General features: G+C 36.3%; 20 protein-coding genes. 8 read left to right on the forward strand and 12 right to left on the reverse strand.

What is annotated here, in order from left to right:
- Positions 1-3: 3 nt before the first annotated feature.
- The gene (locus ACESMA_RS00985; RefSeq protein ID WP_372946875.1) at positions 4-786 is read left to right on the forward strand and encodes a class I SAM-dependent methyltransferase; all 783 of its coding nucleotides are present in this window, start codon (positions 4-6) and stop codon (positions 784-786) included.
- 6 nt (positions 787-792) lie between these two features.
- On the opposite strand, the gene ACESMA_RS00990 is transcribed toward ACESMA_RS00985, so the two are convergent.
- The 7 genes from ACESMA_RS00990 to hemW form a co-directional block, all read right to left on the reverse strand.
- The gene (locus ACESMA_RS00990) at positions 793-1,254 is read right to left on the reverse strand and encodes a type II toxin-antitoxin system HigA family antitoxin (protein ID WP_372946876.1); all 462 of its coding nucleotides are present in this window, start codon (positions 1,252-1,254) and stop codon (positions 793-795) included.
- Positions 1,244-1,555, reverse strand: coding sequence for a type II toxin-antitoxin system HigB family toxin (locus ACESMA_RS00995; protein ID WP_372946877.1), 312 nt, complete (start codon positions 1,553-1,555; stop codon positions 1,244-1,246). Before ACESMA_RS00995 ends, ACESMA_RS00990 begins: the two co-directional genes overlap by 11 nt.
- 58 nt (positions 1,556-1,613) lie before the next feature.
- A complete protein-coding gene (locus ACESMA_RS01000; RefSeq protein ID WP_372946878.1) occupies positions 1,614-2,804 on the reverse strand; it encodes a murein hydrolase activator EnvC family protein in 1,191 nt (396 codons plus the stop codon).
- A gap of 36 nt (positions 2,805-2,840) precedes the next feature.
- Complete coding sequence (locus ACESMA_RS01005) at positions 2,841-3,731, reverse strand: DUF4292 domain-containing protein (protein WP_372946879.1); 891 nt, start codon at positions 3,729-3,731, stop codon at positions 2,841-2,843.
- On the reverse strand, positions 3,732-5,510 hold the full coding sequence (locus ACESMA_RS01010; RefSeq protein ID WP_372946880.1) for a tetratricopeptide repeat protein: 1,779 nt from the start codon (positions 5,508-5,510) through the stop codon (positions 3,732-3,734).
- A gap of 99 nt (positions 5,511-5,609) precedes the next feature.
- Complete coding sequence (gene dut / locus ACESMA_RS01015) at positions 5,610-6,044, reverse strand: dUTP diphosphatase (protein WP_372946881.1); 435 nt, start codon at positions 6,042-6,044, stop codon at positions 5,610-5,612.
- Between the two features lie 109 nt (positions 6,045-6,153).
- Positions 6,154-7,281 (reverse strand): radical SAM family heme chaperone HemW, encoded by a 1,128-nt coding sequence (gene hemW / locus ACESMA_RS01020; protein ID WP_372946882.1) that lies wholly within the window; start codon positions 7,279-7,281, stop codon positions 6,154-6,156.
- A gap of 132 nt (positions 7,282-7,413) precedes the next feature.
- Between hemW and ACESMA_RS01025 the strand changes: the two genes are divergently transcribed.
- Positions 7,414-7,695 (forward strand): VanZ family protein, encoded by a 282-nt coding sequence (locus ACESMA_RS01025; protein ID WP_372946883.1) that lies wholly within the window; start codon positions 7,414-7,416, stop codon positions 7,693-7,695.
- Between the two features lie 18 nt (positions 7,696-7,713).
- On the opposite strand, the gene ACESMA_RS01030 is transcribed toward ACESMA_RS01025, so the two are convergent.
- The 3 genes from ACESMA_RS01030 to ACESMA_RS01040 are packed head-to-tail and all read right to left on the reverse strand — an operon-like array spanning position 7,714 to position 10,176.
- Positions 7,714-8,157: an RrF2 family transcriptional regulator gene (locus ACESMA_RS01030; protein WP_372946884.1), complete on the reverse strand. Its 444-nt coding sequence runs from the start codon at positions 8,155-8,157 to the stop codon at positions 7,714-7,716.
- Between the two features lie 48 nt (positions 8,158-8,205).
- The gene (locus tag ACESMA_RS01035) at positions 8,206-8,655 is read right to left on the reverse strand and encodes an RpiB/LacA/LacB family sugar-phosphate isomerase (RefSeq protein WP_372946885.1); all 450 of its coding nucleotides are present in this window, start codon (positions 8,653-8,655) and stop codon (positions 8,206-8,208) included.
- A gap of 36 nt (positions 8,656-8,691) precedes the next feature.
- The gene (locus tag ACESMA_RS01040; protein WP_372946886.1) at positions 8,692-10,176 is read right to left on the reverse strand and encodes a lipopolysaccharide biosynthesis protein; all 1,485 of its coding nucleotides are present in this window, start codon (positions 10,174-10,176) and stop codon (positions 8,692-8,694) included.
- A 230-nt stretch (positions 10,177-10,406) separates the two neighbouring features.
- Between ACESMA_RS01040 and ACESMA_RS01045 the strand changes: the two genes are divergently transcribed.
- Complete coding sequence (locus ACESMA_RS01045; RefSeq protein WP_372946887.1) at positions 10,407-11,480, forward strand: glutaminyl-peptide cyclotransferase; 1,074 nt, start codon at positions 10,407-10,409, stop codon at positions 11,478-11,480.
- Here the strand turns inward: ACESMA_RS01045 and ruvB are convergent.
- Together ruvB and ACESMA_RS01055 are read right to left on the reverse strand one after the other, a co-directional pair.
- Positions 11,472-12,494, reverse strand: a complete 1,023-nt coding sequence (gene ruvB / locus ACESMA_RS01050; RefSeq protein ID WP_372946888.1) for a Holliday junction branch migration DNA helicase RuvB — start codon at positions 12,492-12,494, stop codon at positions 11,472-11,474. The two genes, ACESMA_RS01045 and ruvB, sit on opposite strands and share 9 nt — an antisense overlap.
- The gene (locus tag ACESMA_RS01055) at positions 12,491-12,871 is read right to left on the reverse strand and encodes a response regulator (protein ID WP_372946889.1); all 381 of its coding nucleotides are present in this window, start codon (positions 12,869-12,871) and stop codon (positions 12,491-12,493) included. The genes ruvB and ACESMA_RS01055 overlap by 4 nt, the downstream gene beginning before the upstream one ends.
- Positions 12,872-13,516: 645 nt before the next feature.
- On the opposite strand from ACESMA_RS01055, the gene ACESMA_RS01060 reads away from it, so the two are divergent.
- The 5 genes from ACESMA_RS01060 to ACESMA_RS01080 are packed head-to-tail and all read left to right on the forward strand — an operon-like array spanning position 13,517 to position 19,860.
- On the forward strand, positions 13,517-16,585 hold the full coding sequence (locus ACESMA_RS01060; RefSeq protein WP_372946890.1) for a DUF4175 family protein: 3,069 nt from the start codon (positions 13,517-13,519) through the stop codon (positions 16,583-16,585).
- Between the two features lies 1 nt (position 16,586).
- Complete coding sequence (locus ACESMA_RS01065; RefSeq protein ID WP_372946891.1) at positions 16,587-16,994, forward strand: ATP-binding protein; 408 nt, start codon at positions 16,587-16,589, stop codon at positions 16,992-16,994.
- Positions 16,991-17,428, forward strand: coding sequence for an rRNA maturation RNase YbeY (ybeY, locus tag ACESMA_RS01070; RefSeq protein WP_372946892.1), 438 nt, complete (start codon positions 16,991-16,993; stop codon positions 17,426-17,428). The genes ACESMA_RS01065 and ybeY overlap by 4 nt, the downstream gene beginning before the upstream one ends.
- Positions 17,425-19,305, forward strand: a complete 1,881-nt coding sequence (gene mnmG / locus ACESMA_RS01075; protein WP_372946893.1) for a tRNA uridine-5-carboxymethylaminomethyl(34) synthesis enzyme MnmG — start codon at positions 17,425-17,427, stop codon at positions 19,303-19,305. The genes ybeY and mnmG overlap by 4 nt, the downstream gene beginning before the upstream one ends.
- Before the next feature lie 33 nt (positions 19,306-19,338).
- Positions 19,339-19,860: an adenine phosphoribosyltransferase gene (locus ACESMA_RS01080; RefSeq protein ID WP_372946894.1), complete on the forward strand. Its 522-nt coding sequence runs from the start codon at positions 19,339-19,341 to the stop codon at positions 19,858-19,860.
- The last annotated feature ends 1 nt before the right edge of the window (position 19,861 follow it).

Below are 19,861 nucleotides of genomic sequence, written 5' to 3' on the forward strand. Positions count from 1 at the left end.
TCCATGCAGGAACGCCACCAGGATAAAAAAAGGTACTTTAGCGAACAGGCACGTACCACTCAAAAGCATGTTATTCCTTACCTGGAAAATTTATTAAAAATAGGGCCGGAAACTGAAGTTCTTGAAATTGGTTGTGCCGAAGCCGGAAATCTGAAACCATTTCTTGATTTGGACTGCAAAGTTACCGGAGTTGACATTTCGTGCGGAAGAATTGAACTGGCCAGGGAATTTTTTGCTGACCATCCGAAAAAAGAAAATCTGGAACTGATTTGCGAAGACATTTACAAAGCTGATTTAAAAGGCAAAACTTTTGATTTGGTGATGATGCGCGATGTGATTGAACACATTCCCAACCAGGAAAAGTTTATGGGTTACGTGAAAAAATTCCTGAAACCGGATGGAAAGTTTTTCCTGGGATTTCCACCATGGCAAAATCCGTTTGGCGGCCACCAGCAAATTTGCACCAGCAAAGTTTTGTCAAAACTGCCTTATTTTCATTTGCTGCCCACACCTGTTTATAAACTGATATTGAAAACTTTCGAAAAGAATAAAGCACGGGTGGAAGGTTTAATTGAGATAAAAGAAACCGGAATTTCAATTGACCGTTTTGAACGAACTCTGAAAAGAGAAAATTACACCATTGAAAAGCGTACCTTCTTTTTTATCAACCCAAATTACGAAACCAAATTCGGTTTAAAGCCCCGGAAGCAGGCCGGTTTAATTTCCGCTATTCCGTGGGTTCGCAACTTTTTTACTACGGCTGCATATTATGTTGTTTCGAAGTAAATGCCTTTAAACTATTGCTGCCCTGCTTGTCAGATAATCTTTAATGGATGAAACTCTCAAAAGTTTTTGCCTTTTTTTCTCCTCAAGTTGAATGTCTTTATTTCCAACAATCAAGGATTCCAAAGGGATTCCAAGATATTTGTTCAATAAAGTAATCATTTTCAGGGTTAATGCCCTTTTCCCGTTTAATACTTCAGAAACTCTCGTTTCACCTCCCAACAATGGAGCAATATCAATTTGCTTCAGGTTCATTTGTTCCATCCTGAAACGAATAGCCTCGATGGGAGTAGGAACATCCATTTTGTAATGTTCCTGTTCATATTTTTCGATTAATAATGAAAGAAGCTCAAGTTCCTGCCCTTCAGAACTTTCCGGTTCAATAAGTTCAGATTTACTGTTTATAATAGAATAAACCCGTTTGCATGCCTCGTTATACTCCTTTTCTGTTTTCAATACTTTAATCTTCATAACTTACTGTATTTACATCTATTTTATCGTATTCTATGTGGGTGCCAAACCACACAATAAAAACTATTTTCAATTTGTATTCAACATCAACAACTAACCGGAAATCATTGCCTTTTATATTGAAGACCACTCTTTTTGAATTAATGATACTAGCGTTTCTGTACTTTGCTTTTAATTCATTCACATTATTCCAGTTTGAATATTGTACTTCATAAATCCAGGCACTTAATGGTCCGGTGGCGGACCTGTATTTACTCAACCTGCAATATTCCCTGAGTGTTTTTTCTTTTATAATTCTCATGGATTACAAATATAAGAAAAGTTACCCTATTTGGTAACTAAGTTTATACTTTTTTATTCTACCTTCCTATCCACTCTTCGGGATTGAGTTTCTGATTCTCTTTCCAAATTTGAAATTTTAAAACTGATTTGTTTCCGTCTTCGAAATCGGTGTAAACCGTGCCAATGTTTTGCCGTACAGTAACTTTTTCGCCTTTTTTTACTGTTACTTCAAGCAAATTGGAATAAACGGTAAGAAAGTTTCCGTGCCTGATAATTACGGCTGAATTTCCACCGGAAATACCAAAAACCCGCGATACTTCGCCATTAAAAACCGCACGTACTTTTGAGCCAGGTTCGGTGGAAATATTGATTCCATTGTTTCTAATCTGTACATTTTCCAAAACCGGATGGCGGTGTATGCCAAACCGTTCGGTAATCACACCACGTTCAACCGGCCATGGCAACCGCTGTTTGTTCTGTTCAAAATTTTCGCCCACCAGCAATTGTTCGGGAGTAAGCGCATAAGCAGGTTCTCCGGCCTCGCGGTTTTTACGGGCTTCCTCCTCAATCATTCGTTGGATTTCCCGCTCAAGTTGTTGCTCAATACTACGCTGTTGCTGCAGTTTTTGTCGTAAGTCCTGTTGCTGGTTTTTTAACTTCTGAATTTCACGGCTTTGCTGATTTTTTTCTCTGGCAAGTTTTTGCCTTTCATTTTGTGTTTCGGCAAGTAATTGTTGGCGGGTTGCTTTCAGGTTTTCAAGGTTTTCGGCCTTTTCATTCAGCAACTGCTGTAAAGTTTTCATAATAGCAGCCTGGTTATTCCTGAATTGAGTATATCTTCTCATGTAAAGCAGCCGTCTGTATGCCTGGTTGAAATTGTCAGCAGAAAGTAGAAATAACAGTTGGTTGCCTGCATTTCTGCTCAAATAAGCCAGCCTGATTAGCTGTGCATACTCGGCTTTCATTTTTTCAAGATCTTCTGTAAGCATTTCAACAACCAGGTTATTGTTCTGAATAAATTCCTGATATAATTTGATTTCGGAGGTCAGATTCGAAATAATTGTATTGCGCTGGTTGATGTTGTTATTTAATAGTTGCAGGCCATTAAGCGATGCCTTTTCTTTTTGCTGTACCTGATTTAACAGCCGTGAAGTCATTTCAATTTCTTTTGCAGCATTTTCTTTTTGTTGCTGCAAATCGGAAAGGGACTGCGCCAGTGCAGAAACCTGAAAGATTAAAAGTATGCCCGCAAGTGCCAGTGTCCTCATATCCTGATGGATTTCCGGATTATTATTTTGTACCTGTTAACGTGCCCTGATTCGTTGATAACTGTCGGGAATATTTATATCAATCGAATCTATGTTTTCAGTTGAAAAACCGTTCAGTTTAATTTTCAGTTCTGTAGTTTCGTCGGGCGATACCATCTTCAAGTCGATGGAACCCGGGTAATCCTTTTTTTCAACGCGTTCAAAATCACTGAAATTCACTTCCAGATTCCACTCATTCTGCGGATCATCAAAAATCAGTTTTTCAAGAACAAAACTCCGGGGATTGAAATACATGGTACGAACAATATTGTTTTCAAAGGTTTCGTCAAAATTGGAAGCCTGCAGTCCGCGCCCGGAAATAAAACTTTTTAATCCTCCGGTTTTTACATTTTGTGCGTTGTTGGCCGTTTGCAAAACATATTTTCCTTCCTGAATAAAAGTATTGTACTTTGAGTTGTTGTTTTTCGAATAAGAAAAAACAGCTTGATTTGAAATAATGGCCTGAATGGTTTCAAAAGAAAGGTCAAAATTGAGCAAACTGCTTAAAAATGAATAATCGCCTTCAAAATAATTTTTGTCGATGTAATTAACGTAAGTTAAATTGCCCGGAGTAAGAAGAATTCGGCCAACGGGAATATTTATTTTACTGATTAACGCCAGAATTTTATCGTCTTTCCGGGCTTTCAGGTTTGCCCTGAAACTGGTTTTGGAATGGCTGTTTGAAAACTGTACATTAATTCGGCGAATGGTTAAATCGGAATAATCAAATGCATTTTGCTCCACCTGCTCAAGCAATTTTTCGGCCGACAAGGGCCTGATTCGCTCTGTGGTTAAATCGCGGGAAGTGCGGCACGATGAGAACCCCACTACCAGCAAAAAAAGCACAAAAAAAACCCTTCTGTTTTTATCCGTGAATAACTTCTTCATTTACTCAGCGTAATAATTGCGTTCCTGTATTTTTTTATCCAGAAGTTCTGAAACCTCACCCAAATCTTTAGCTTTTTGCCAGTATTTTATGGCCTCTTCAGTTTGTTCAAGTTTAAAAAGAATATCGCCGTAATGCTCTAAAAGGGTTGCATTATCCTCGCCTCCGTTTTTAATGGCCGATTCCATATAAAACTTTGCCAGTTTGTATTCTCCTTTTTTAAACAGCACCCAGGCATACGTATCAAGATATGTTGAATTTTCGGGAAACCGCTCAATTACTTTACCGCTCATTTGCTCTGCTTTACTCAGGTTTTCACCTGTAAGTGACAAATAGTACGCGTAATTATTCAGGGCGATGTGGTTATCGGGATCCAGTTCAACCGATTTATCAAACAACTCAAAGGCGTCCTCCATATTTCCCGATTTATAAAGTGCTTCGCCTTTCAACATTAAAAACTGACCTTCCATACGTTTGTTGTCTAAAACGTACATGAGGCCTTCGTCTGAAACAGTAATCGTTTCGTCGTATTTTTCAAGTTGAATACAAGCCACGGCATTCAGAAAATAAATCTGCGGCTGGTTCGGGAACAAATCCATTGCATCGGTACTGTGTTCGTAAAGAGCTTGCCAGTCTTGCAAATCATTATCTATAAAAAGTACACGTTCCCATAAAATGTAATCATTCTTTTCAATTTCAAGAGCCTTTAACAATTCGCTGCGTGCTTCTTCCAGTTTCCCGCTTTTTAAAAGGCTTTCGGCCCTTACGGTGTAAACAATATGCTCGTTGGGGTGAGACTCCAGCAAAATATCAATCAACTCATTTTCCTGCTCTGGCTGAATACCAGACTGAGCCGGATTGGCTGTTAACATCATATAAAGTTGAAGTTTGGTCTGCAAATCAACATCCTGGCTCCGAAAACCCATTTTTGTTTCTTCAAACGAATTTTCCATTTCGCCGTTTTGCAGGTAATAATTGGCCAGAGAAAAGTGTACAAAACCGTTTTCAGGATCTATTTCCTGAATTTTCCGGTAATATTTTAACGCGTTAACTGAATCGCCCTGGCTTTGAAAAAGATCGGCCATTAAGCCGTAATATTTCGGATCATTGGGGTTACTTTCAATCAGTTTTTCAATTTCCCCAAAAGCTTTTTCCACCTCGCCATTTTCAACATACAATTGTTGTTTCGAAACCGCAATCTGCTCATTCACACCCACTTTTTCTTCCAGTTTGCTGTAGGCATTAATGGCCTCCGGAATTTTGTTGGCATTGGAAAGCAATGCAGCTCTCATATACAAAAATTCGAGGTTTTCGGGCTCTTGTTGCAAAAGTTTGTCATAAATTGCTGCGGCATCATTAAATCGCTGGGTTTGCTGATAAATTTGAGCCAGCAGCAAACTGTACCATTTGTTTCCGGGATTGAGTTGAATGGCTTTTTCCAGAAGAAGGGAAGCGCTTGTAAAATCATTATTTTCAGCATGAATGGTTGCCAGTTCGTACATGGCTGCCGAGGAATTTGGATTTATTTCGAGGCACCCCGATAAAAGTTGAATGGCTTTTTGCGGATTTCCCAGGCTTTTTTCTTTTATCGCTTCAACAAACAGATAATCAAATTCCATTTGTTTCTTTTCTTCAATTGGAAGCTCTTTATCGTTTATTTCAACTTCCTCAATTTCTGAATTTTCAATACTATTCTGCGTAATACCTTTTGTTCCTGAACAGGCAAATATAATTCCTGGCAGCAGGAACATCAGCATCCATTTTATCATTGTATTATTCATTTTTTCTATCAAATTTTCAAAAGAAAATACTTTGGAACTTCATCTATTTTCCTGGAAATTAAACGAAATATCAGGTATGAAATTTTTCCAAACTATTTATTAATTTTTCCCTGTGTGGCCAAAACCGCCAGCTCCTCTTTGTGTTTCGCCCAACACTTCAACCAAATTCCATTCCACAGTTTCGTGTGATGCAATTATCATTTGGCAAATTCGCTCGCCATTTTCAATAACAAAATCGTCGTTGGAAAGATTTACAAGAATCACCCTTATTTCGCCTCTGTAATCGGCATCAATAGTTCCAGGTGTGTTTAACACGGTAATTCCTTTTTTTATGGCCAGCCCGCTACGTGGTCTTATTTGAGCCTCGTAACCTTTTGGCAATTCAATATATAACCCCGTTGGAATCAGTTTACGTTCGAGCGGTTTCAAAACCACAGGCTCCGTTAAATATGCGCGTAAATCCATTCCTGCCGAAAGTTCTGTACTATATTCCGGCAGCGGATTGTTCGATTCATTTACTATTTTAACAAACATTAATCAGCTTTTTTTAAAGACCCGCTAAGATAGAATTTTTAAAACAGACCTCCTTGGCATTAACAATATTTATAAAATTAGTGGTTCGATTCAATGATTTGGTTAACAATCAGATAATCATAAAATCTGTCATCAGGTCGTCTGAAACAAAAAGACCTTTTCTGGTGAGGGTATAAATGCCATTGTTTTCTTTCATTTTTCCTGAAAACAGATATTTAGCTGCTTCTTTTTCAACCTGACCGGCATATTTTAACCCAAAACGTTTCTCAATTTCCTGAACAGAAATTCCCCACCTGGTACGAATCCGGGTTAAAATGTACTCGTTAAACTTATCTTTTTCCGAAAGTTGTTCTTCTTCAAACCACGAAGTATTGCTTTCAATTCCGCGAATATAACCCTCAACATGGGCAATGTTCCAACGGCGTGAATTTCCATTAAAGGAATGTGCTGAAGGTCCTAAACCAAGGTATTTTTCACCCGACCAGTAGGCTGAATTATGTTTTGAATACAATCCGTTTCGGGCAAAATTTGAAATTTCATACTGTTCGAATCCTGCTTTTTCAGCTTCATCAATTAAAAAGTTAAATTGTTCAATACTTTCATTTTCAGAAAGTTCTTTTAAGGTTCCTTTTTTTAGCCAGGTATAAAAAGGCGTGCCCTGGTGGTAAGTTAAATGGTAAGCCGAAAGGTGAACCACCGGAAGCCTGAAAATCTGTTGCAAGCTGCTTTTCCATTCCTGAAGGTATAAACCGGGTAAACCGTAAATGAGATCGGCACTGAGGTTTGAAAATCCTGCAGAGGCTGCATTTTCAATAGAATGAATAGCTTGCTCTGCATTGTGCCGTCGATTCATTTTTTTTAAATGTTCATTCTGAAATGATTGAATACCAATACTTAACCGGTTTATCCCCAAATTTTTAAGCAACTCCAGATAATCTTTGCTTAAATCATCCGGATTGGCTTCAAAAGTAATTTCAGCATTCGGCGAAACCGGAAAACAGTCATTCAAAAATTTCATAATATATGAAAGTTGATCGCCTGTTAACACTGAAGGAGTCCCCCCTCCGAAATAAATGGTATTTACTTTTTCGCTTAAAATATAATCTTTGCGAAGGACTGCCTCATTTTTTAAAGCAGTAATGAAATTATCTGTTTGATTGGTATTTACCGTTTTATAAAAATCGCAATAGTAACATTTTTGCCGGCAAAATGGGATATGAATGTAAATTCCTGCCATAGATTTTGTTACTTTGCTCCGTTAAAATTTCAATGGATGATATTTAAAATATTTTTAAAACCCTTAATCTGGTTAGCAATAATTTGTTACGGATTGTTTATTCCTGCGAGTGGCCTCCCTAAAAAGCCCTTTTTGAGCATACCGCATTTCGATAAACTCGTACATTTCGGGTTGTTTTTTGTTTTTTGCCTGTTGCTGTTTGTTCCTTTCAAAAAACTAAAACTAAATCATTATTTGTATGCCCCGGCAGTTTCCTTATTTCTTGCAGCAGTTTTGGAGGCCGTTCAGCACATGGTATCAACTTCGCGCAGCAGTAACTTTTACGATTTTATTGCCAATAGCGCCGGCATTGCAGCGGCAACTTTTTTCTTCTACTTATTTATTTCGGGCAGAAAGTGGGAAAAATACGCTTAAGCTTCCTAAAAAATCAGCCTAAAGTTTAACCAGGTCTTCGTACTTTTCAATGTCTTTACCAACAATTTCAAGGGTGGTTCCCTGGTAAAATTTACCAATTTCATTCCGCAAACTATCGTACTGCGCATGCACCGGACAAAGTGGTTTTGAAGAGTCATGAGTACGGCATGGTTCAAGCCTGATGAGGCAGTTGGTAAAAAATTCTTCACCATCAACTCTGGTAACAATATCCCACAACGTAATTCCGGAAGGATGTTTTGCAAGGGCAAATCCACCATTGGGTCCTTTGGTTGAAACCAACAATTTTTGTTTCACCAGGTTTTGCAAAATTTTTCCTAAAAACGGTGAGGATAGTTTCAAATCTTCGGAAATTTTTTTGATTCCAATCATTTTTTCTTCTTTGGAAAATTTCGCCAGATAAATGAGAGCCCTCAAAGCATATTTACAAGTATTAGACAGCATATTAATTATTTTTAATTCAATTTCAATTTAGTAAAAGTTTGATTCTTATTATTTTAAAGGTATTTTGGCAATTCTGCGTGCATGGCGGCCTCCTTCAAATTCGGCATTTAAATAGGCTTCTACAATAGCAACTGCTTCCTGGTCGGTAACAAATCGTGAAGGAATGGCACAAATGTTAGCATTATTGTGTTGTTTGGCCAATGCACCTATTTCAGCATTCCAGCAAACCCCCGACCGCACATTTTGGTGCTTGTTGGCCGTAATACTAATACCCTGTCCGCTACCACAAAAAGTAATACCCTGTTCATATTCGCCACGTTCAATTGCTTCTGCAATGAGATGGCCAAAGTCGGGATAATCACAGGATTCATTTGTATAACATCCTAAATCTTTATAAGGAATGCCTTTTTCATTAAAATATTTTATAATAACCTGTTTTTTTTCAAAACCGGCATGATCGCTTGCAATAGCTATAATTTTTTCTTTTAAATTTTTCATTCAGGCAAAATTAATACTTTTTGATATTTAATTCATTTATTTTGTCATATTTCGGTTAAATAATCGCTTTAACTGACTTTTTTCCAGCTTATAAATGGTGAAAATAAAAACAAATAAAAATAATGTGTTTACCGGAAATTTAATGACAACTGGTTGTAACCGTGTAATCAGCGATAAAACATAAATAGCTGCAGCCACCAAAAAATAGGTCGCAATTCGTTTCAAATTGTAAGGAACAGGATAGTATTTCTGACCCAGAAAGTAGGAAATTACCATCATTACGAAAAAGGCAAATAACAATGCGGCGGCTGATCCTTTGTATCCAAACAGCGGAATTAGTATAAAATTGAGTATGATTGTAATTACTGCTCCCAAAATTGAAATATATGCTCCGTAACGTGTCATATCTGTAAGTTTGTACCAGAGCGATAGTGTAAAATAAATTCCGAAAAACAGGTTGGCCAGCATTACAAAAGGAACTACGGAAAAACCTTCTTCATATTCGATGGGAATTATCAGTTTTATAACATCAAGGTAGAGCATCATTCCCAGAAAAATTAACAACCCGAAAATCACAAAATACTTCATAATTTCGGCATAAATATTTTTATCGTTTTTGCTTTCGGCCTGCGAAAAAAAGAAGGGTTCAAAAGCATACCGGAAAGCCTGAATAAACATGTTCATTAAAACTGCAATTTTAACCGCAGCTCCATAAATACCCAGTTGTTTCATGGGTAATTGTTCTTCCGGAATAAGAAAAGGAATTAAAATTTTATCGATTTGCTGAATTAAAATGCCGGTCATTCCCACAATAAGAATTGGGAAAGAATAGTTCAGCATTTTTTGAAGAAGAGCCTTGTTAAAATATAATGAGAATTTAAAAATTTCGGGCAGCAGCAACAAAAGTGTTACAACAGATGACAGCAAATTTGAAATAAAAACATAGCCCACACCAATTTCGGAAGAGTAAACAAACCGTACAATTGAATCCGGATTGTTTTCAATCAGTTTTGGGCAGAGCAACAAAAAAAACAGGTTAAAAGCAATATTAAAACCGATGTTAATCAGCCTGACCACTGCAAATTTTACCGGGCGGTTATTCAGCCTCAGCCGGGCAAACGGAATGGCTGTAAAGGCGTCGATAGCAAGAATAAACCCAAACCACAAAATATACTCAGGGTGTTCAGGGTATTTTATCAGACTTGCTAAAGGATTCTTAAAAAGAATAATCAAAATTAAAAACAGCAAAGAGGAAAAAAACAGTGAAATAAGCGAGGTAGAATATACTTTTTCGGAGTCGGAATTTTTGGAGGCAAAACGAAAAAATCCTGTTTCCATGCCGTAGGTTAAAAACACCATAAAAAAAGCAACGTATGCATAAAGGTTTGTCACAATCCCATAATCTTCGGGGGCAAATAAATTAACATACAGCGGCATGAGCCACCAATTCATAAACCGGCCAACAATACTGCTAACCCCGTAAATGGCTGTATCTCCTGCTAATTTTTTAAAAGGATTCAAAAGTGTTTAATTTTAAAACAAAGATAGTATTCATCTTATTAAAATTATTTGTTTTTTAAGTTATAAGATGGAACTCGCATGATTTTAATAATTCGCTAATGTGTGAAAATCTTTCTCATGCTCGTTTCATTTGCTTTCTTAACCTTCAATTGGCACACTTCGTTTATTTATTAATTTTGGCAAAAAAACAATATTTTTAACAAGCGAAAATGCGTAATTAAAAATTCAACATGAAACGTTCGATATTCCCTTTTGTACTGATTTTTAGTTTATTCATTACTTTTTTTTCGTGTTCAAATAAACCCAAACGTTCGCGAAAACCGGTAAGTACCATCACAATTTTGCCTCAGGCTAAAAATTATATCTACGGAAACAATGTATCGGTCCGGGTTCAAACCAAACTCAGAAACGGAGAAATAGATAACATTAAGCTTATTTACCAAGGTGAACTTTTAAAGGAAAGCAGCGACCTTGATTTTACTGTTTCAAATGTAAAACTAAACGAGTTAGGCAGAAACACGTTGAATGTTACCGCAACCAAAACAGATGATGTAAGCAATTCACGTTCGATTTCATTTAATGTGGTTTCAGATATAATCCCAAAAAAATACAGTTACACCACTAAAAAAGATTACCCGCATAACCGAAAATTTTATACCCAGGGACTTGAATTTCACAATGGGTACATTTATGAAGGAACAGGAGAAAACGGCTCTTCAGGATTATTTAAAGTAAATTTGAATACCGGAAATACCGTTTTACAACATTTACTTGATGAAAAATATTTTGGTGAAGGAATTACTATTTTAAACGATAAAATTTACCAGCTTACTTACCGGGCACAAAAAGGTTTTGTTTACAACCTCAACGATTTTGCTGTAATTGACAGTTTCACTTACAAATCGAAAGAAGGATGGGGCCTTACAAATGATGGAAAACATTTAATAATGAGTAACGGAACACATGAGTTAACCTGGCTCGATCCGTCAGATTTTTCGGAAGTAAAAAAAGTTCAGGTAGCTAATAATCAGGGAATTATTAATTATTTGAATGAATTGGAATACATTAACGAAACTATTTTTGCCAATGTTTATACCACAAATCTTATTGTTCAAATTGAACCTGAAACCGGAAAAGTACTTTCAGAAATTAACCTCGAAGGAATTTTAAATATGTACACCAACCCGAGCGATACCATCGATTATTTAAACGGAATTGCTTACGATGCCGAAAGTGAACGGTTTTTTGTTACAGGAAAATGGTGGCCAAGGTTATTCGAAATTGAATTGGTTGAATCAGAATAAAGTGGGAGAATCTCCGTATTTAATCCGTCCCAAATGTTTATAAGCCCTTTCAGTAGCTTCTCTTCCGCGGGGTGTCCGTTTTATAAATCCTTCCTTAATCAGGAACGGTTCATAAACTTCTTCAATGGTTCCGCTATCCTCTCCAACTGCGGTGGAAATGGTTGAAATACCCACAGGACCACCTTTAAATTTATCAATGATGCATAGCAAAATTCGGTTGTCCATTTCATCCAGCCCGTGCTGGTCAATGTTCATAGCTTTAAGTGACGTTTTTGTAATATCAATGTCAATATTTCCATCGCCTTTAACCTGGGCAAAATCGCGTACACGTCGCAATAACGAATTGACAATACGCGGAGTTCCGCGGCTTCTGCCGGCAATTTCAATTGCTGCTTCATCACTGATTTCCACATCGAGAATACGTGCCGAACGTTTAACAATGCCCGTTAAAACAGTATTGTCGTAGTACTCCAGGTGCGAATTAATGCCAAACCTTGCCCGCAGCGGCGAAGTGAGCAAACCTGAGCGGGTGGTTGCTCCAATAAGTGTAAACGGGTGCAACTCGAGCTGAATGGAACGGGCGCTGGGCCCTTTGTCAATCATTATATCAATCCGGAAATCTTCCATTGCCGAATAAAGATACTCTTCCACAATGGGCGATAAACGGTGAATTTCGTCTATAAAAAGTACATCACGTTCCTCCAGGTTGGTTAAAAGACCAGCCAAATCGCCTGGTTTATCAAGCACCGGACCCGATGTAATTTTTATTCCAACACCCAGCTCGTTTGCAATAATGTGCGACAAAGTTGTTTTACCTAATCCGGGAGGTCCATGCAATAAAACATGATCAAGCGCTTCGTTCCTCATGGAAGCTGCCTGAACAAATATTTTAAGATTTTCTACAATTTGCCTTTGCCCTTTAAAATCGTTAAACGACAATGGCCGTAATTTTCTGTCAAGCTCCCGCTCGGTGTCAGGATAAAAATCTCCTCTTATGTCAAGGTCTTCGCTCATTTACTCGAAGTGGCAAATTGTTCAATTACAGCATACAATTCTTCGGGCGAAAAGGGTTTTGGTAAATAATCGTTCATGCCTGCCTGTAAACATTTGTCTTTGTCGTTATCTAAAGTATTGGCAGTAAGCGCAACAATGGGAACTCCATGTTTTACGCCCATGCTTTCTTCATACTTACGAATATCTGCGGTAATTTCAAATCCGTTTTTTTCAGGCAGCATTATATCCATCAAAATTAAATCGGGAGGATTTTTCTTTACCTCCTCCATTGCATCTCGCCAAATGGCAACACAAACTACTTCGTAGTCAAATTTTCTTAAATGAAAACTAACTACTTTTTGATTTAACAGGTTGTCTTCAACTAAAAGTATTTTCAATTTCTTCTGTATTATTATTATATAAGCTATTAATTAATAAAAATGTAATTAATAATAGCCTGTTGATTGCTGTTAATTATTAGTTTCAATTTTTTATAAAGATAACTTTCACTTTCAATCTTCCAAAATATTAACATGCTCTTTTATTCTATCCTTCTTATTTTCAATTAATAATTTAATTTCTTAACACCTGTTTAAAACATGCTGGTTTGTGTAGCTCATTTTGTAAACAGGTTAATTATTTGTGTAAAGAATGAAAGAACTTTTTGCTTAAATTTTTTTCAAGTCTCAAAAATAATATTATTGTAGAAAATTAAGAGGGATGCAAATATTGTTTTAAAAGATTATTTTTGTTTTTTCCTCCGTTTTTGAAACAATTACTAACAATTATTAGTTTCATTAAAAAGCTGGATGAAAAGAAATTAGAAAATAATGACAGAAAATTTTAACATACTTGTTCATAAGCTAAATTCATTTCGTATTAAATACTATTCTTTTAAATTACTAAAGGGTGTTATTCTTACGTTTTTTCTTTTACTTGCTTTGTTTACAATCTTTTCGTTAATTGAGTACTTTGTTTATTTACCCTCAGATATAAGAAAAATACTCTTTTTTGGTTTCCTGGTGTTCGGAGGTTTACTCACAATGCAGTTTATTCTGCTTCCCCTTTTAAAACTCCTTCATATTATAAAACCCATTGATATTAAAACCAGCTCTCAAATTATTCAGAAACATTTTAAGGATATTAAGGATAAGTTATTGAATATTATTGAGTTATCAGAAATTAATGATCCTGTTTATTCCAATGAAATTGTATTGGCAAGTATTGATCAGAAAATAAATGAATTAAGTGTTTTCAACTTTAGCCAGGCTGTTCAGTTTAAAAATCTTCGACTGGTTCTCAGCTATTTTTTAGTTAGTCTTTTGTTTACAGCTACAGTTTTTTTAGTAAATAAATCGGTTTTTACCACAGCACCTCAACGAATAATTCATTACAATACACAATTTATAAAACCCGCTCCATTCGAATTTCAACTTTTAAATACTGAATTAAAAGCGAAAAAAGGAGACTCATATAAAATTAAAATGGAAGTTAGCGGCGACGAACTTCCGCAGATTGCCTATATAAATATTGAAGGAAATAATTACCTGATGAAAAGTACATCGGCTGGTGTTTTTGAATTTGAAATGAGCTCGGTAATTAATCCGGTGAATTTTTATTTTACCGATTTAAAGTACAATTCTGATACGTACTTTCTGCAATTACTGCCAAAACCAGGAATTAATCATTTCGATGTAACAGTTAAACCACCATCCTACACAGGTCTTCCTGAATTAGTACACGAAAACACAGGAGACTTGCAGGTTCCACATGGAACATTGGTAAAATGGAATTTTCAGGGAATTGATATTGACACACTTTACATGGCTCTTTCAGATTCAGTAACTCTTGGAGCAGAAAAAACATCCTCGGGTTTTCAATTGGAAAATCAGTTTTTTAAAGCATCAGGCTACCATATATATATAAAGAACGACTTAACAGAATCGGAACTTGCTTTTAGTTATTCTGTTGATGTTTTGCCCGATCTTTACCCTGAAATTAAAATTGTTCAGGTGCAGGATTCGATGCAAATGACGCGCTTCTTTTTTAAAGGAACCATTGGCGACGATTATGGCTTTTCAGCCCTAAATTTTCATTACAATATTAACAACAATGATTCGGCCATCGCAATTCCGTTTGTAAAAAATATGACTGATCAGGAATTTTATTTCGGTTTCGATTTTGCTGAAATTGCCATGCAGTCGGGCTTGGTTTCTTATTATTTTTCGGTTACCGATAATGATGTATTGAATAATTACAAAACAACAACTTCTGATAATTTCATTTTTAATTTGCCAAACAGGGAAGAAATTGCTGCAAACGAAAAGGAACAGTTTGAAAAACTGGAAGAAATGTTGCAGGAAAGTGAACAACTAACCAAAGAAATTCAGGATGATTTGGAAAACCTTCGGTTAAAAAACATGGATACCAATGTTTCTGACTGGGAAAAATCGCAGATGGTAAACCAAATACTTTCCAAACAAAGTGAACTGGAGAAACTGTACGATCGGATTAAACAGGATAATGAAAAACTTAATAATTACCTGAATTCATTTAATCAGCAAAACGATGAAATTAGGGAAAAACAGCAACAAATTGAAGAATTACTGGATGAAGTTTTTACGGATGAATTGAAAAAATTGCTGGAAGAATTTCAGAAACTGGCTGAAGAGTTCGACAATAACAAGTTAAATGAACTTACAGAGCAAATGAATTTTACGTATGAAGATTTGCAGAAACAGCTTGACAAAAACCTGGAAATGCTGCGGAAAATGAAAGTGGAGCAAAAGTTTCAGAATGTTATAGATGACCTGAATAAAATGGCAGAAGAAGAAGAAAAAATGGCCGAAGAAGTGAGCGAAAAGTCGAATTACGATGAAATTCAGGAACAACTCGAAAATCACAAAAATGAACTTGAAAATTTTCAAAATGAAATAAATGATGCCCTCCGGTTAAATGAAGAGCTGGAAAAACCTATGAATATTGACGATTTTAGCGAAGAAATTGAGGATATTGAAAAAAGTATGGAAAATAGCCAGAATGAACTTCAAAAAAAGAACCGGAAAAAATCTGGTTCAGGTTTGAAGGAAAATTCGGAAAAAATGAAAAATACAGCATTTGCCATGCAGCAAATGCTCAATTCAAACACCATGCAGCAAAACATGGAAAATATTCAAAACCTCAGACAAATTTTGAGCAACCTGGTTTATTTATCGTTTGAACAGGAGAATGTTTTAGAAGGCCTGACAGAAATTAATTCCATCGATCCGGCAGTAAATGAATTGAATTTGAAACAACGAAGAATAAAGGATCAGAGCCGTATTGTAAAAGATTCGCTTTATGCACTGGCAAAACGTACTCCTCAAATTAACAGCATGGTAAACAACGAATTAATTACCCTTGAATTGAATTTGGACAAAGCTATGGATGAAATGGCCGAAGGATTATATCCCAATGCAAGAGCTAGCCAGCAGTTTGTAATGACAGCCTCAAATAACCTGGCGCTGATGTTAAATGAAGCTTTGGAAAATCTGGAAGAACAAATGGCCAATGCCCAGCCCGGCGATCAGCAATGTGAAAATCCCGGGCAAGGGCAGTCAGGAATGAACATGCTTAAACAGGAATCGGAAAGCATTAAACAGCAGTTGCAACAGATGATTGAACAAATGAAAAACGGGAATTCGCAGAATATGAACCAGCAGATGGGGCAGTCGCTGATGCAACACGAAATGATGCAACAAATGCTGCGGGAAATTATGAATAACGGAAGCGTTGGAAGTGATGCAAGAAAAACCATGCAGGAAATTGACAATTTACTTGAGCAAAACAGAAAACAGCTTATGAATAAAAATGTAAATGCTCAAATGATTTCGCGGCAGAACCAAATTACTACCCGCTTGCTCGAGGCAGAAAAGGCTGAAATGGAACGTGAATTTGAAGATGAAAGACAAAGCCGCACAGCAGAAGATTTTCACAGCAATCCTGCACAATTTTTTGAATATCAAATCCGAGACAATTCAACTTTGGAATATTTGAACCGCAATTCGCATAAGCTAAATAATTTCTATAACAACAAATACAAGCAATATTTGAATAATATGCAAACAGAATAAAATGGATAAAGACCCTAAAATACTGGCTATAAAATCGGATAAAAAAGAATTGGAGAGGGTTGAAAAATTTCTTCTTCAAATTTTTGAAAATGAGAAACTTCCCAAAGCTTGTTTTAATAAGGTTTACCTATGCATTTCTGAAGCTGTAATCAATTCCATTGAACATGGAAACAAAAACGATAAAGACAAACAAGTAGATATTCAGATTAATTGTATGAATGGTAACATTATTATTGAAGTACATGATGAAGGCGACGGATTTGATTTTGAACTAATTGAAGATCCAACCTCAAAAAGCAATATTAAAAAGGAATACGGTCGTGGAATTCACATCATGAAATCCCTTTGTAGTGAAATTGAGTTTCGTAATCAGGGGAAATGTGTAGAGATAAAAATTGATGTAACGTGAGTGAAATATCATTTTTTTTTGAAGAAACCAAGCCCATTAAACTTCAAAAAAAAGTTCTGAAAAATACTGTTGATTTTTTAATTCAAAATGAAAACAAGCATGCCGGAGAAATTACTGTTGTTTTTTGTTCGGATGATTATTTGTTAAAAATTAATGAACAATACCTCAATCACAATTATTATACTGATATAGTTACGTTTGACTATGTTGAAAATTCTGTTATTTCGGGCGATTTATTTATAAGTGTTGACAGGATTATTGAAAATGCCAGTCAGTTAGGTGTTAATTTTGATGAAGAATTATACCGGGTAATTTTTCATGGAATTCTGCATCTTTGCGGGTTTAAGGATAAAACCAATGCTGAAAAGAGATTGATGAGGGAGAAGGAAGATTTTTATCTGGGAAAAGCAGGTTTTAGAAAGGAGAAGAAATGATACAAAAATATGATGTAATAGTTGTGGGGGGTGGCCACTCAGGATGTGAAGCCGCAGCCGCAGCCGCTAATCTGGGGTCAAAAACCTTGTTGATTACAATGGACATGACCAAATACGCTCAAATGTCCTGCAATCCGGCAATGGGAGGGATTGCCAAAGGGCAAATTGTACGCGAAATTGATGCTTTGGGAGGTTATTCAGGAATTATTGCAGATAAAACCACCATTCAGTTCAGAATGCTTAATCTTTCGAAAGGGCCTGCCATGTGGAGTCCCCGTTCTCAAAACGACCGGATGAGGTTTACTGAATTGTGGCGGGAAACTCTGGAATCAATTGAAAACCTTGATTTGTGGCAAGATGCAGTTACTTCGTTAATTATTGAAGATAATGCAGTGAAAGGTGTGCGAACAAAAATTGGCGTTGACTTCCTGGGTACTACAGTTATTTTAACCAACGGAACTTTTTTGAATGGATTAATTCATGTTGGTTCTTCTCAAATGCGGGGAGGACGAATTGGTGAAGCTGCATCATATAATATTACAGAACAATTATTCGATGCCGGGTTCAAAACAGGTCGTCTCAAAACAGGTACTCCGGTTCGTATTGATGGCCGCACTATTGATTTTTCCAAATTAACCGAGCAAAAAGGCGATGATACACATTTTAAGTTTTCCTATTTACCAGGAATAAAATCGAATCTACAGCAACGTTCATGCTGGATTACACATACTAACCCGGAAGTACACAGTGAATTGGAGTTAGGATTTGATTTTTCACCTATGTTCGACGGGACCATTCAGAGTACTGGTCCACGCTATTGTCCCAGCATCGAGTCCAAATTGGTAACTTTCTCCGAAAAACAACAGCATCAGCTTTTTTTGGAACCTGAAGGTGAAACTACAGTGGAATACTATTTAAATGGTTTTTCATCTTCTCTACCCTGGCAGGTCCAGTACAGAGCCATGCAAAAAATCCCTGGGTTAGAGAATGCAAAAATCTTTCGTCCTGGTTATGCAATTGAATACGATTATTTTGAGCCAACGCAACTTTATCATACCCTTGAAACAAAATTGATAAAGAATCTTTTTTTTGCGGGACAAATTAACGGGACCACCGGATATGAAGAAGCCGGTGCTCAGGGAATCATGGCTGGTATAAATGCTCATTTACGAAGTCATTCTCCCGAAAAGGATTTTATATTGAAAAGGGATGAAGCGTACATTGGTGTTTTAATTGACGATTTGGTTACGAAAGGAGTTGATGAACCTTACCGGATGTTTACAAGTCGTGCTGAATTTCGAATATTACTCAGGCAGGATAATGCTGATATTCGCCTGACCGAAAAATCGTATAATTTAGGCCTTGCTTCTCCAGAACGTAAAAAATTGCTGGACGAAAAAAACAAACTTATTTCTGATATAATTCAATATTCCAAAAAATTTAGTATTAAGCCACACTTTGTAAATCAGCTACTTACGAGCAAAGGAACATCAGAATTAAAGCAAGGAGTGAAATTATTTGACCTGATTTTACGCCCTCAGATTTCGATATTTGATTTAATTGAAGTCATCACCCCGTTTAATTCGTTTCTCCAAAGGGTTCCGGAAGAAAGAAAAACAGAAATTATGCAGGGAGCTGAAATTTTTATCAAGTACGAAGGATACATCAATCGTGAAAAAGTTTTGGCTGAAAAACTCGATAAATTGGAACACATTAACATCGAGAATAAATTTAATTATGGTCAATTGAATTCATTGTCAACCGAAGCTCGTCAAAAGCTGGAAAAAATCAATCCAAAAACCATAGGACAGGCAAAAAGGATTTCTGGAGTTTCTCCTTCTGATATAAATGTTTTGTTAATTTTGCTGGGCAGATAATATAATGTTTCACGTGGAACAAAAACCAAATTAATGATGGATTTAAAAAGTAAAATCAGGGAGATTCCTGATTTTCCAACCAAGGGAATAAGTTTTAAAGACATTACAACCCTTTTAAAAGAAAAGGATGCTTTTAGATTTGTGATAAATAAAATTATTTCTGAATTTAAAGAAAAAAACATTTCAAAAGTTTTGGGAATTGAATCGCGGGGATTTATTATGGGTGGTGCGTTGGCCCACCAATTAAATGCGGGATTTGTTCCGGTAAGAAAAAAGGGAAAACTTCCTGCAGAAAAAATCTCAGAAACGTACCAGTTGGAATACGGAATGGACACCATTGAGATGCACAAAGATGCACTGAAGGAAGATGATGTAGTTTTAATTCATGATGATTTGCTGGCAACAGGCGGAACAGCTAATGCAGTTTACAATATGGTAAAACGAGTTGGTGTGAAAAACGTCTATTTTAGCTTTATTTGCGATCTCGAATTTATTCAGACTCCGCAAAAAAAAGTAATCCAAAATTTAAATCCTCACATTTTGGTTAAATATTAGG

Source organism: Mariniphaga sp., assembly GCF_041687215.1.
In the GTDB taxonomy this organism is placed as follows: domain Bacteria; phylum Bacteroidota; class Bacteroidia; order Bacteroidales; family Prolixibacteraceae; genus Mariniphaga.